Source organism: Conexibacter woesei DSM 14684, from assembly GCF_000025265.1.
GTDB lineage: Bacteria > Actinomycetota > Thermoleophilia > Solirubrobacterales > Solirubrobacteraceae > Conexibacter > Conexibacter woesei.
In genome coordinates this window covers 4,872,440-4,885,588 of record NC_013739.1, presented here as the reverse complement: position 1 = coordinate 4,885,588, position 13,149 = coordinate 4,872,440, and the positions used below count along the sequence as shown (strand labels likewise).

The following is a 13,149-nucleotide window of genomic DNA, read 5'->3' as shown; positions in this document are numbered from 1 at the left end:
CTAGGAGCATGGCGAAGGGCAAGGGAAAGAAGAAGTTCGCGCCGGGTGACGTCGCCACCAACCGCCAGGCGCGGTTCCGCTTCAGACTGCTCGACACGTTCGAGGCGGGGATGGTCCTGACGGGCACCGAGGTGAAGTCGCTGCGCGAGGGCGGGGCACAGATGAAGGACGCCTACGCGCTCGTCAGAGGCGGCGAGGTGTGGCTCGTGAACATGCACATCCCGCCGTACGCGTCCGCCTATCGCGACAACCACCTGCCCGAGCGCGACCGCAAGCTGCTGCTGCACAGACGCGAGATCGAGCGGCTCGTCGGCAAGACGCGCGAGAGAGGGCTGACGCTCGTGCCGACGCGGATCTACTTCAGAGGCGCCCGCGCGAAGTGCGAGATCGCGCTCGCGCAGGGCAAGGACCAGTTCGACAAGCGCCAGTCGATCAAGTCGCGCGAGCAGGCGCGCGAGATGCAGCGCGCGACGCGCGAATATCAACGGTAGCCGGCCCGGCCGCGGATCGTCGTGGCTGGCAAGGACGCAGGGAGCGTAGTGGGCGCCAGCCCATGAGCGACCGAGGACACCGCCAGGCGCGACGAGGCGTGGCCGGCGCTCAGTCGAGCAGCAGCTCGGCGAGCACCTGGCGCTGCGTCGGCTTCGCGGCGTCATAGCGCTCGCGGCCGGCGTCGGTGAGGCAGGCGAAGATCCCGCGGCGGTCGTCGCTGCACATGTTGCGCACGACGAGCCCGTCGGCCTCCAGCCGGCCGATCAGGCGGGAGAGCGCGCTCTGGCTGAGGTGGACGTTGTCCGCGAGGCCCTGCATGCGGTGCATCTCCTTGTCGCAGCCGGCGAGGCGCTCCAGCACCTCGAACTCGCTGACGCCGAGTTGATGACGCTCCTGCAGGACCTTCTCCAGCGCGCCGCACGTGCGGGCGTGGCAGTCGAGCAGCTCGCGCCAGCGCTCGACGAGGGCGGTGTCGTCCCGTGTCATGGGGGCCATTGCGACGCGATTATACCAAAACTGCGCAACATTTGTATTCACACATTTTGCACGTGCAATCTATGCAGATGCATGTATTGTACCCGGCCATGACCGCACTCGCCTCTCCTCCCGAGGCCCCCCGGGAAAGCGAGGCATCCCAGGCGCAGCACTGGGACGCCCGCCTTTGGGGAGCCCTTTTCGTGCTCTGCGGAGCCCTCTTCCTCGATGGTCTCGACGTCTCGATGGTCGGCGTCGCGCTGCCGTCGATCGGGGCCGACCTCGGCCTCTCCACCGGCGACCTGCAGTGGGTCGTCTCCGGCTACGTGCTCGGCTACGGCGGCCTGCTGCTGCTCGGCGGGCGCACGGCCGACATCCTCGGCCGCCGCAGCGTGTTCCTCGCCGCGGTCGCCGTCTTCGCGGTCGCCTCGCTGCTGGGCGGGATCGCCAGCGACGGCGGGGTGCTGATAGCGACCCGCTTCATCAAGGGCGTCGCCGCCGCGTTCACCGTGCCGGCGGGCCTTTCGATCGTCACGACGACGTTCGCCGAGGGTCCCGCGCGCAACAGAGCGCTCTCGATCTACGCCGCCTGCGGCGCGACCGGCTTCTCCGCCGGCCTCATCTTCGGCGGCCTGTTGACCGAGATCGGCTGGCGCTGGACCTTCATCGTCCCCGGCCCGATCGCGCTGCTCGTGCTGCTGGCGGGCATCCGCCTGATCCCGCGCGACAAGGTCGACCCGGCCGAGCGGCAGGGCTTCGACCTGCTCGGCGCGATCTCGGTCAGCGCCGCGATGCTGCTGCTCGTCCGTACCGTCGTGACCGCGCCCGAGGTCGGCTGGGGCGCGGGCGAGGTGCTCGGCGGCTTCGCGATCTCGGCTGCGCTGATGATCACGTTCGTGCTGATCGAGCGGCGCGTCAAGCACCCGCTGGTGCGGCTCGGGATCCTGCGCTCGGGCTCGCTCGTGCGTGCGAACCTCGCGGCGGTGGCCGTCTTCGGCTCCTACGTCGCGTTCCAGTTCATCGCGACGCTGTACCTGCAGAACCTGCTCGAGTGGAGCGCCCTGCAGACCGCGCTGGCGTTCCTGCCCGCCGGGCTGCTCGTCGCGACGGTCGCGCCGCGCATCGGCAAGGTCGCCGACCGCATCGGCACCGCGCCGATCCTGGTCGTCGGGTTCGTCGCGTTCGTGTCGGGCTACCTGCTGTTCATGCGGATCGACGCGTCGCCGACCTACATCGTCGACATCCTGCCGACGATGCTGCTGCTCGGCATCGGGTTCGCGTTCTGCTTCCCGGCGCTCAACATGCAGGCGACGGCCGGTGTGGCGGACCACGAGCAGGGGCTCGCCTCCGGCCTCGTGAACACCTCGTTCCAGGTCGGCGGCGCGGTCGTGCTCGCGATCGCCGCGGCGATCGTGACGTCGCAGGCCGGTGTCAGCACCGACCCGCAGACGCTGCTCGACGCCTACCGGCCGGCGCTCGGCGTCGTCGCCGGCATCTCCGCCGCCGGCCTCCTCGTCTCGCTCTCCGGCGTCCTCGTGCGACAGCGGCAATCGGCCGTCGCTGTCGCCTCAGCCGACGAGAGCTGACGCGCTCGCTCCCCGTCCCGGACCACCCCGCCCGGGATGGGGAGCGAGAACCCTTCTGCCGCTCGCCCGCCCCGCGCCGCCACGTCTTCGTGGGGCGCGGGAAGGCGAGGCGGTGCTAGGCGTCGCTCAGCGCGCGCTCGAGGTGGGTCAGATCCATCCCGACCGCGAGCGCAACGATCAGGCCGATGTACACGACGACGACGGCGATCCGCTGACCGCGCGTGACTCTGTAGTAGGCCGCCGCCCGCTCGCCGCCCTCTCTCAGTGCCTTCCAGCGCCGCCACGTCTCGTACGCGGCCAGCAGGGCGATCAGGATGATGATCGGGTTCGGGAACGCGAAGGCGACGCCGACGATCGCGAACAGCCCGACGAACCACATCCACGGCGACATCGCCGCCATCGCGCGGCCGCCGTCGAGCGGGACGACCGGCAGCAGGTTGAAGAGGTTCAGAAAGAAGCCGGTGAACGCGAGCGCCTGCCAGAACTCGTTGCCGGTCGCGAGCCAGACCGGCACGAGCAGCGCGGCGCCGAGCGAGCCGAGGATCGGTCCCGCGAGCCCGACGCGCGCCTCGGCGGCGGCGTTGTCGCCGAGCGACTTGGCCGCGACGACGGCGCCGAGGAAGGGGATGAACATCGGTGCGCTCGCTGGGATCCCCTCGCGGCGCAGCTGGATCACGTGGCCCATCTCGTGGACGAGCAGCAGCAGCACGAAGCCGAGCGCGAACTGCCAGCCCCAGATGAGGCTGTAGGCGGCGACGGAGACGAGCATCGAGCCCGACGTCGACAGCAGCTTCAGCTTCGGCAGCGCGAGCAGCAGGCCCTTCAGCGGGCCGAGCAGTCTGAGTACCAGCGCGCCGCCGACGATCAGCGGGCCGAAGAGGCGACGCAGCCGCGACCGCCCACGCGGCGGCTCCTGCTGTGGCTGCGGGTCATGTGGCGGCGGCGTTTCCCACACGGCCGGCGTCGCCGGCGGCGCGGGCGTCGAGGCGGGCGTCGGCGAGGTGGGGGGAAGCCAGTCGGCTCGCTGCTCCATGCGACCGATTGTGGCAGGCGCGTTCGGCTAGACTGAAAGGCGTAGGACATTCCCGGGGACGACAGGCTTCGACGTGGTCGATTCGTGGGGATGGTTGCGAGTCGAGGTTCCGGTTGGCCTCGTAAAACCACCGGAAAAACCATACGTGCGGACTCTCACGAGTACGCCCTCGCCGCTTAGCACCTAGCTAAGGCAGTGAGGTTTCGGCCCCCGCCAGCCTGCCGTGGGGATCGCCGGAATCAGAAGCAGGCTCACCTGGGGAGGTACGCCTCTGCCGAACCGGGGACATCTTCAGGAGGCTGGTCCCCCGCAACCCCGCCGGCGTGGCGAGCGAGGGACGAGAACAGAGCGCCGGCTACGCTCGTAGAAGCCATCCTTTGCGCGACTGCGGACCCGGGTTCAATTCCCGGCGTCTCCACTGACAAGACGAGGGCCCCGCTTTTGGCGGGGCCCTCGTCGTTCCGGGTGCTGCTGCGGAACTAGGCTGCGATCACTGTGGGACGCAGATCACGTAGACGGTGCCGCCCTGGGTGTCGTTCGCGCTGGAGGACCGGATCGTCCACGCTCTGCCTGCCGACCCGCTCGTGGTCGGAGTGCCGTTGGTGGCCGACGGGAACGAACCGCGCACCGTGTACACCGTTCCGCCACCGCCACTGGTGCTCGTGAACTGGCCGCCGCCGCCGAGCGCCACGCCGCTGTTCGGGCAGGCGATCGTCGCGTAGCCGTCGTTCGTGACGGTGAACGTCGACGAGGTGACGACCGCACCGACCGCACCGCTCGGACCCTGGGCACCGGTGGCGCCGGTCGAGCCAGTCTCGCCTCTCGGACCTGCGGGACCCTGCGCGCCGGTCGCGCCGGTCTCGCCTCTCGGACCTGCGACGGTGCTGTCGGCACCGGCCGGACCCTGCGGGCCGGTGTTGCCGGCCGGACCCTGATCGCCGGGTGTGCCGGGGTCGCCCTTATCGCCCTGCGGGCCTGCGGGACCCTGCGGACCGATCGGACCGGTCTCGCCCTGCGGACCCTGAGCGCCGGTCGCGCCCGTGCCGCCAGCCGCGCCGGTTGCGCCAGCCGCGCCGTCGCCACCAGCGGCACCGTCGTCGCCCTTGTCGCCCTTATCGCCCTTGACGCCCTGGAGGCCATTCGGACCGATGGGGCCCTGCGGCCCCTCGGGGCCGACGTCGCCCTGGATGCCCTGGGTGCCTTGGTCGCCCTTGACGCCTTGGGTGCCTTGGTCGCCGGTGTCGCCCTTGTCGCCCTTGACGCCTTGGGTGCCTTGGTCGCCGGTGTCGCCCTTGGCGCCCTGGATGCCTTGGCCGCCGGTATCGCCCTGGATGCCTTGGCCGCCGGTGTCGCCCTTGGCGCCCTGGATGCCTTGGCCGCCGGTATCGCCCTTGACGCCCTGGATGCCCTGGATGCCCTGGTCGCCGGTGTCGCCCTTGGCGCCGGTGCCGGCAGCGCCGGTGTCGCCCTTGAGGCCGTTCGCGCCGTTTCTGCCGTCGGCGCCGGCCGCGCCTCTCTCGCCCTGCGGTCCCTGGGGGCCGGCGGCGCCCTGCGGGCCGGCGGGGCCGACCGGGCCGATCGGGCCGGCAGGACCGGCGGGGCCCGTCGCGCCGGTGGCGCCTCTGGCGCCTCTCGGACCGCTTCTCTGGGAGACGCCCTTGACGCCGCCTCTCCCTCTGTTTCTGTTCGTTCTCGTGCTTCTGGTGGCGCTCGTCGTCGCGGTGCTCGTCGCGGCCGCGCTGGCGCCTGAAGTCCACAGCAGGCTCATCGCTGCTGCGACAAGCACAGCGAGGATGGTTGCTTCCTTACGTCCGATCCCCTTCATGCGTTCCCTTCCGTGCTCATGGGCAGCTGGAGAGCTACAGCGGCGCTGGCCGGGTGGCCGGCCGCTGGGCCAAAGAGCTGTCGCGTGCCCTCTTCATCCCTGAGAGGTGGTCGCCCGATTGAGTACGCCTCTGGTTCGGCGCGAACCGGGTCTCTCGACGCGGCGATAGTACACAAAATGGATAGAGATATCGGCAGGTTTGACGAACTCTTGAGTGCAAAAGTGGGTTCATAAACCTCAAATTCGAGCGTATGCGCGCCAACTTCACAGGGTGTGGCGCACACGCGTCGAACCGCGCAGGCCCGTCGAACCGGCGGCGAGAGCGCGAGATCGGCGGACTGCCGACCGTCGCCGGACGGCGCCGCGGCCGCTGCCGGAGGCGCGCTTGTCGCTGGTGGGCGGCGCGATCGCGGGGCTATACTGCCGACGCTCTTGATTGAGGAGCGGCCGAGTCGAGCTTGCGCACGGACGGCGCACACGGTCGCAGCGAACGGAGGATCACGGATGACGCCAGTCGAAGCAGAGCCGTCTCAGCAGTCCGCCGCTCCCGCCGGCAACGACGGCGACGCCGGCGAAGCTCCGCGCACGCCCAACAGGCTGACGCGCTGGCTGCTCCCGGCCGTCGCGCTGGTCGCGGCCGTCGTCGTCGGCATCGTGCTGCTCGCAGGAGGGGGAGACGACGAGAAGCCGGCGGCCGCGAGACGCGCGCTGGCCGTCGCGGCATCGCTCGAAAGACTCGCTGCCGCCTCCGCCGGCGCCGGCCACCCCGTCTACTGGGCGGGTGCTCGCGACGGCACGACGTACGAGCTGTCGGAGACCAGAGACGGGCGAATCTTCATCCGCTACCTGCCCGCCGGCGTCTCCGTCGGCGCCTCGGAGGCGAGATATCTGACGGTCGCGACCTACCCGCAGGCGAGAGCGTTCCAGACGCTGCTGGCGACGGCGAGAGCGCAGGGCGTCGAGGCGGTCACCGTGCCCGGCGGAGGACGCGCGTTCCAGGACAGAAACCGGGCGGAGAGCGCCTACGTCGCCTTCCCCGGCTCGAACGTCCAGATCGAGATCTTCGACGCGACCGCCGGCGAGGCGCTGAGACTCGCCCGCAGCGGCGCGATCGTCCCGGTCCGCGCGGCCGTGGCGTCGGGCGAGCCGCGCGCCGTCTCGCCGCAGCAGCTCGCGCAGACCGCGACCCAGGCCGGCCATCCCGTCTACTGGGCCGGCGCCGAGGAGCAGACGACCTACGAGCTGACCGAGGAGCGCGACGGGCGCATCTACGTGCGCTACCTGCCGAGCGGCGTCGCCGTCGGTGACGACAGCCCTCGGTTCCTCACGGTCGGCACGTACCCCCAGCCCGACCCGCTCGCGTCACTGCGCAGAGCAGCCGCCGACAGCGGCTCCGCGACGTTCGAGGTCGAGGGCGGCACGGCGTACGCCGACGCGGCGCACCCGAAGAGCGTCTACGTCGCCTACCGCGACTCGGGCGTGCAGGTCGAGGTATACGACCCGGTCGACGGGCGTGCGAGAACGCTGCTGACCTCCGGGAGAATCGTGCCCGCCCGCTGACGGACGGGCGCTGGCGCGGCGCGGCGGCGGCTCGGCTCACGCCGCCGCGCGCATCACCGTCCGGCAGCGCCGCTCCAGCACCCACGCGGCGAGCCAGAAGCGCTTGAAGGCGGGGTTGGTCGTCTGGCCTCTCGCGTAGCGGAAGTAGATCTGCTGCGCGATGCCGGCAAGGCGGAACATCCCGAAGACCTCGTAGAACGGCCAGTCGTCGGCCCGCAGGCCCGTCGCCGCGCAATAGCGCTCGACGATCTCGCGGCGGGTCGGCATCCCCGGCAGGTTCGACGGCTGTCTGCGGAACCGCTGCATCAGGCGGCCGTCGCCCGGCTCGACCCAGTAGGCGAGCGAGCTGCCGAGGTCCATCAGCGGGTCGCCGAGCGTCGCCAGCTCCCAGTCGAGCACGGCGCGCACGCGCAGCGGCTCCGCGGCGTCGAGCACGATGTTGTCGAGGCGGAAGTCGTTGTGGATCACGCACGTGCGGACGTCCGCGGGCCTGCGCTCGTCCAGCCAGCGCATCACGCGCGCGAACGACGGCACGTTCCACGTTCTGGCGCGCGCGTAGCGCTCGGTCCAGCCGGCGACCTGGCGCTCGACGTAGCCGGCTCCGCGCCCGATGTCGGCGAGGCCGGCCGCTGCCGGCTCGATAGCGTGCAGCTCCACGAGCAGATCGACGAACCGCTCGCCGAGCGCGCGCATCAGCGCCGGGTCCGTGCCGACCTCGGGCGGCATCGACGCGCGCGGGATCACGCCGGGGACCCGCTCCATCACGTAGAAGTCGCTCCCCAGCACGGCCTCGTCGGTGCACAGCGCGACCATCTCCGGGACGTACGGGAACGCCGGCTTCAGCGCCGCCTGGATCCTGTGCTCACGCGCCATGTCGTGCGCGGAGGACGCCTTCGTGCCCGGCGGCGGGCGGCGCAGGATCAGGTCGCGGTCGGCGTAGCGCAGCAGGTACGTCAGGTTCGACGCGCCGCCGGCGAACTGGCGTACGTCCGGCTCGCCGGGCGGGAGCGCGACGCCGGCGGCGGCGCGCAGCCACGCGTCGACCGCGTCGACGTCGAACGCGTCCTCCGCCCGGACCGCCCGGTCCTCGGCGCGAGCGGTGCCGGTCACAGGACGGGCGCCTCCTCGCCGCGCTGTCTGCGCAGCTCGCGCCGCGCGATCGACAGCTTGTGCACCTCGTCCGGTCCGTCGGCCAGCCGCAGCGTGCGCATGTGCGCGTACATGTACGCCAGCGGCGTGTCGTCGGAGACGCCGGCGCCGCCGTGCACCTGGATCGCGCGGTCGATGATCTTCAGCGCGATGTTCGGCGCCGCGACCTTGATCGCCGCGACCTCGACGCGTGCGTTCTTGCCGCCGACGCGGTCGACCAGCCACGCGGTCTTGAGCACGAGCAGCCGCAGCATCTCCAGCTCGATCCGCGCCTCGGCGATCCAGTCGCGGATGTTCGAGCGGGTCGAGACCGGCTTGCCGAACGTCTCGCGCGCGTCCGCCCGCGCGCACATCAGCTCCAGCGCCCGCTCGGCCGCGCCGACCGCGCGCATGCAGTGGTGGATGCGGCCGGGGCCGAGTCGCGCCTGCGCGATCAGGAAGCCGGCGCCCGGCTGCGCGATCACGTTCTCGGCCGGCACGCGCACGTCGGTGAACTTCAGCTCCGCGTGGCCCTCGGGGTCGTGGTAGCCGAAGACGGGCAGCGAGCGGACGATCTCCAGCCCCGGCGTGTCGAGCGGCACGAGCACCATCGACTGCTGCGCGTAGACGTGCGCGTCCGGGTCGGTCTTGCCCATCACGATCAGGATCCGGCATCTCTCGTGCAGCGCGCCGGTCGTCCACCACTTGCGCCCGTTGAGGACCAGCTCGTCGCCCTCGCGGACCATGCTCATCTGCACGTTCGTCGCGTCGGAGGAGGCGACGTCGGGCTCGGTCATCGCAAAGCCGGAGCGGATCTCCCCGTCGAGCAGCGGCTGCAGCCAGCGCTCCTTCTGCGCGTCGCTGCCGAACTGGTGCAGCACCTCCATGTTGCCCGTGTCCGGCGCGTTGCAGTTGGTCGCCTCGGCGGCGATCATCGTGCGGCCCATGATCTCCGCGAGCGGCGCGTACTCCAGGTAGCTCAGCCCCGGCCCGTGGGCGGGGTCCGGCAGGAAGAGGTTCCACAGCCCGCGCCGGCGCGCCTCCTCCTTCAGCTCCTCCATCACCGGCGGGTGGACGTGCGGCGAGTCGGCGGCCCGCACCTGCGCGATGTAGACGCGCTCCGCCGGGTAGACCTTCTCGTCCATGAACGCCTGCAGCCGCTCTTGGTATTCCTTCGCGCGGTCGCTTGGTTCGAAGTCCATCGTTCCTCCCTCGTTGAAACGGCTCACGCCTCGCGCACGGCGAGCACGACCTTGCCGACCGCGCGCCGCCCGTCGAGCAGCTCGAGCGCCTCGGCGGCGCGCTCCAGCGGCAGCAGCGCCCCGACGATCGGCGACACGACGCCGTCGCGGATCATCACGTCGAGCGCCGCGCCGATCTCGCGGCACGCGGCCGGCTTGCCCATCGCGTACGCGCCCCAGCCGGCACCGACCACGCTCGTGTTCCCGAGCAGCAGCCGGTTGACTCTCACCTCGGGGATCGAGCCGGCAGTGAAGCCGACGACGACGAGCCGCCCGTCCTCGCGCAACGCCCGCAGCGAGTCGGTGAAGCGGTCGCCGCCGACGGGGTCGAGCACGACGTCGACGCCGGCCCCGTCGGTCAGCTCCTTCGCCGCGTCCTTCCACGCGCCGTCGGAGCGGACGACCTCGTCGGCGCCCGCGGTGCGGGCGACGTGCTCCTTCTCGTCGCTGGAGACGACCGCGATCGTGCGCGCGCCGAGGCCGTTGGCGACCTGGATCGCCGCCGTCCCGACGCCGCCGGCGCCGCCGTGGATCAGGACCGTCTCGCCCGGTGCCAGGCGTCCGCGCAGCTTCAGCGCGAAGTACGCGGTGTGGTAGTTGAGGATCAGTCCCGCGCCCTGCGCGAACGACAGCGCGCCAGGCAGCGCGAACGTCAGGAACTCCGGTGCGACGGCGACCTCGGCGAAGCCGCCGAGCGCGCAGAAGGCGGCGACCCGGTCGCCCGCTCTGACCGCGGCGCCGTCGGGCGCGCTGCGGACGATCCCGGCGACCTCGCTCCCGGGCACGAACGGCAGCGGCGGCTTGAGCTGGTACTGGCCGCGCGACTGCAGCAGCTCGGGGAACGAGACGCCGGCCGCGTGCACCTCGACGACGACGCCGCCATCGGGGGTCAGCATGTGCGGCGGCTCGGGGTCGGGCAGCTCGGCGAACGCGAGGGCGCTGCGCGGGCCGGTCAGCTCGGTGATCTGGAGCGCTCTCACTTGGGGACCTCCGTCGTGCGCGGCCCGGGGATCCCCCGGAAGCCGAACGGCGCCGGCTCGCGGCCGACCTGGACGAACCAACACTCGCCGCTCATCTCACCGGCGAACAGGTGCACGGCGGTCTCGGCGACGACCTCGGGGCTCAGCAGCTCGAAGCCGGCGTCGCGCAGACCGTCTCTGAAGTCGGCGATGAGCGGCGTCTCGGCGAAGCCGGGGCAGACCGCGTTGAAGCGGATCCCTTCGGCCGCCAGCGTCGGGCCGAGGGAGCGGGTGAGACCGACGACGGCGTGCTTGTTGGCGGTGTAGATCGGCTCGAGCGGGACGCCGACGAGGCCGGCGAGCGAGGCGGTCGCGACGATCGCGCCCCCGCCGCGCGCCCTCAGCGCGGGCAGCGCGGCGTGCGTGCCGAAGACGACGCCGTCGAGGTTGACGCCCATCGCGCGCCGGTAGAGCGCGAGGTCGAAGTCCTCGCCGACGCCGCAGCCGCTCGTGACGCCGGCGTTGAGGAAGGCGAGGTCGAGCCCGCCGCAGCGCTCCTGCGCGAAGGCGACGGCCGCGCGGTTTGCGTCGAGGTCGCTGACGTCGGCCTCGAAGGCGTGGCCGCCGACCTGCCGCGCGACCTCCTGCGCCTGCGCGGCGTCGAGGTCGGCGACGACGACCTCGACGCCGGCGGCGGCGAGCGCGAGCGCGGTCGCCCGCCCGATGCCGCTCGCTCCGCCGGTCACGAGCGCGACGCGGTCGCGCAGGCCGGACAGGTCCGGTGGGCTGCTGTTGGTCTCGGGCAACTGCCTTCCTCCGTTCGGGGTTCTCACGGCTCCGGTCCCGTCAGGACGGAGCGGATCAGCTCGGCGGCCGGCCGGCGCAGCTGCGCCAGCTCGCTCGCGCGGCCCTGCTCGACGGCGCCGAGCACCAGTTCGTTGATGCCGCCGACGACGGCGGTCGCGAGCGAGCGCGAGACGGGCCGCAGCTGCGGCTCCGCGCGCCGCAGGTCGGCGCAGAGCGCGACGAGCTGGTCGGCGAAGCGCTCCATCGTCTCGCGGCGGTGCGCGAGCGCGAGCGGGCCGGCGCCGAGGATCTCGATCAGGAACGTCTGCGTCAGCTCGGGCTTGGCCGCCATCGCCTCCAGGTACGCGACGACGACGCGCTCGACGCGCTCGCTCCAGGGGGCGCCGGCGGCCGCCTCCGAGGCGGCGCGCATCGCGCCGAGGACGTGCGCGGAGGCGGTGTCGTACGCGGCCAGGAAGCAGGCGCGCTTGTCGCCGAAGTGCTCGTAGAAGGTGCGCTTGGAGACGCGCGCGTGGCGCACGACGTCGGCGATCGTGGTGGGGGCGTAGCCCTTCTCCGCGACGGCGGCGTTCATGCCGCAGACGAGCCGCTCCCGCGCTCCCTCGATGGCAACCGGCGTCTCCACTGGTACCGCACGGTACCATCGCCGCCGTGGACACCACGACACTTGCCTCGCCGCTGACGCTGCCGTGCGGTGCCGTGCTCGCGAACCGGATCGCGAAGGCGGCGATGAGCGAGCAGCTCAGCGACCGGGCCAACAGCCCGACGGTGCGGATCGACCGGCTCTACGAGCGCTGGGCGGCCGGCGGCTCCGGACTCGTGATCACCGGCAACGTGATGATCGACCGCCGCCACGTCGGCGAGCCGCGCCAGGTCGTCGTCGAGGACGAGCGCGACCTGCCGGCGCTGCGCCGCTGGGCCGCCGCCGGCAGAGCGAACGGGACGACCCTCTGGGTGCAGGTCAACCACCCCGGCCGTCAGGCGATGCGGATCGCTGGCTCGCGACCGGTCGCGCCGAGCGCGATCGCCCCGCGGATACCCGGCGCCGTCACGCCCCAGGCGCTGACCGGCGCCCAGATCGAGGAGATCGTCGGGCGCTTCGCGCGGACGGCGGCGGTCTTCCGCGAGGCGGGCTTCGACGGCGTCCAGCTGCACGGCGCGCACGGGTACCTGATCTCGCAGTTCCTCTCGCCGCTCGCGAACAGACGCGACGACGAGTGGGGCGGCGACGCCGCGCGGCGGCAGCGGTTCGTGCTCGAGGTCGTGCGGGCGACGCGCGCGGCGGTCGGGCCGGACTTCCCGGTCGGCATCAAGCTCAACTCGGCGGACTTCCAGCGGGGCGGCTTCAGCGAGGAGGAGTCGGGCGACGTCGTCGCGGCGCTCGCCGCCGCGGGTGTCGACCTGATCGAGATCAGCGGAGGCACGTACGAGTCGCCGGCGATGATGGGCGACGCGACGGGGACGGCTTCCAGCGCAGCCGCAGCCAGCGCAGCGGTTCCCGCGCGCGCGAGCACGCGTGCGCGCGAGGCGTACTTCCTCGACTACGCGGTGCGCGTGCGCGACCGCGCGCCCGACGTGCCGCTGATGGTGACGGGCGGGTTCCGCTCTGCGGCGGCGATGCGCGAGGCGGTCGCGAGCGGCGCCTGCAACGTGATCGGCCTCGGTCGGCCGCTCGCGCTCCACCCCGACGCGAGCGCCGCGCTGCTCGACGGCTCGCGCGCGCGGATCGACGCCGGCTCGCGCAGCATCGGCGTTCGCAAGCTCGACAGCGTCATCGACCTCTGGTGGCACACCCGTCAGCTCCACCGGATCGGTCGTGGCCGCGAGCCGTGGGCGGGCGAGCGGGCGCTCCACACGCTCGCGACGTTCCTGCTCGTCAATGGCTGGGGCGCGGCGCGTCGCAAGCGCGGCGGTTGAGGTGCGCGGGGCTGCGGCGCGCGCGGCGGCTGTGGTGCGCGCGGCGGCTGTGGTGCGCGCGGCGGCTGCGATGCGAGCGGCGGCTGTGGTGCGCGCGGCGGCTGTGGTGCGCGCGGCGGCTGCGATG

Annotated in this window: 12 protein-coding genes and 1 other RNA gene; 5 read left to right on the top strand and 8 right to left on the bottom strand. The window is 72.3% G+C overall.

The window, feature by feature from the left end:
- Nucleotides 1-8: 8 nt before the first annotated feature.
- Nucleotides 9-491, top strand: coding sequence for an SsrA-binding protein SmpB (gene smpB, locus CWOE_RS23015; RefSeq protein ID WP_012936046.1), 483 nt, complete (start codon nt 9-11; stop codon nt 489-491).
- Between the two features lie 109 nt (nt 492-600).
- Here the strand turns inward: smpB and CWOE_RS23010 are convergent, their stop codons facing one another.
- A complete protein-coding gene (locus CWOE_RS23010) occupies nt 601-987 on the bottom strand; it encodes a MarR family winged helix-turn-helix transcriptional regulator (RefSeq protein ID WP_012936045.1) in 387 nt (128 codons plus the stop codon).
- Between the two features lie 62 nt (nt 988-1,049).
- Between CWOE_RS23010 and CWOE_RS23005 the strand changes: the two genes are divergently transcribed.
- Nucleotides 1,050-2,552: an MFS transporter gene (locus CWOE_RS23005; protein ID WP_012936044.1), complete on the top strand. Its 1,503-nt coding sequence runs from the start codon at nt 1,050-1,052 to the stop codon at nt 2,550-2,552.
- A gap of 115 nt (nt 2,553-2,667) precedes the next feature.
- Here CWOE_RS23005 and CWOE_RS23000 read toward each other — a convergent pair whose 3' ends face one another.
- Nucleotides 2,668-3,585: a site-2 protease family protein gene (locus CWOE_RS23000; RefSeq protein WP_012936043.1), complete on the bottom strand. Its 918-nt coding sequence runs from the start codon at nt 3,583-3,585 to the stop codon at nt 2,668-2,670.
- Between the two features lie 54 nt (nt 3,586-3,639).
- Here CWOE_RS23000 and ssrA point away from each other — a divergent pair.
- Nucleotides 3,640-4,006: a transfer-messenger RNA gene (gene ssrA, locus CWOE_RS32165) on the top strand.
- A gap of 69 nt (nt 4,007-4,075) precedes the next feature.
- On the opposite strand, the gene CWOE_RS33630 is transcribed toward ssrA, so the two are convergent.
- Complete coding sequence (locus CWOE_RS33630; RefSeq protein WP_201447057.1) at nt 4,076-5,371, bottom strand: collagen-like protein; 1,296 nt, start codon at nt 5,369-5,371, stop codon at nt 4,076-4,078.
- A gap of 543 nt (nt 5,372-5,914) precedes the next feature.
- Between CWOE_RS33630 and CWOE_RS22990 the strand changes: the two genes are divergently transcribed.
- Complete coding sequence (locus tag CWOE_RS22990) at nt 5,915-6,970, top strand: hypothetical protein (RefSeq protein WP_012936041.1); 1,056 nt, start codon at nt 5,915-5,917, stop codon at nt 6,968-6,970.
- Between the two features lie 36 nt (nt 6,971-7,006).
- Here the strand turns inward: CWOE_RS22990 and CWOE_RS32980 are convergent, their stop codons facing one another.
- From CWOE_RS32980 to CWOE_RS22965, 5 genes are read right to left on the bottom strand one after another with little or no spacing between them, the layout of a single operon-like run.
- Nucleotides 7,007-8,080 carry a phosphotransferase family protein gene (locus tag CWOE_RS32980; RefSeq protein WP_012936040.1) on the bottom strand — a complete coding sequence of 358 codons (1,074 nt, stop codon included), beginning with the start codon at nt 8,078-8,080 and terminating at the stop codon, nt 7,007-7,009.
- Complete coding sequence (locus tag CWOE_RS22980) at nt 8,077-9,300, bottom strand: acyl-CoA dehydrogenase family protein (protein ID WP_012936039.1); 1,224 nt, start codon at nt 9,298-9,300, stop codon at nt 8,077-8,079. The genes CWOE_RS32980 and CWOE_RS22980 overlap by 4 nt, the downstream gene beginning before the upstream one ends.
- Nucleotides 9,301-9,323: 23 nt before the next feature.
- Nucleotides 9,324-10,319 (bottom strand): NADPH:quinone oxidoreductase family protein, encoded by a 996-nt coding sequence (locus CWOE_RS22975; protein WP_012936038.1) that lies wholly within the window; start codon nt 10,317-10,319, stop codon nt 9,324-9,326.
- A complete protein-coding gene (locus CWOE_RS22970; protein ID WP_012936037.1) occupies nt 10,316-11,104 on the bottom strand; it encodes an SDR family oxidoreductase in 789 nt (262 codons plus the stop codon). Before CWOE_RS22970 ends, CWOE_RS22975 begins: the two co-directional genes overlap by 4 nt.
- A gap of 23 nt (nt 11,105-11,127) precedes the next feature.
- The gene (locus CWOE_RS22965; RefSeq protein WP_012936036.1) at nt 11,128-11,730 is read right to left on the bottom strand and encodes a TetR/AcrR family transcriptional regulator; all 603 of its coding nucleotides are present in this window, start codon (nt 11,728-11,730) and stop codon (nt 11,128-11,130) included.
- Between the two features lie 26 nt (nt 11,731-11,756).
- Between CWOE_RS22965 and CWOE_RS22960 the strand changes: the two genes are divergently transcribed.
- On the top strand, nt 11,757-13,022 hold the full coding sequence (locus CWOE_RS22960; RefSeq protein WP_012936035.1) for an NADH:flavin oxidoreductase/NADH oxidase family protein: 1,266 nt from the start codon (nt 11,757-11,759) through the stop codon (nt 13,020-13,022).
- The last annotated feature ends 127 nt before the right edge of the window (nt 13,023-13,149 follow it).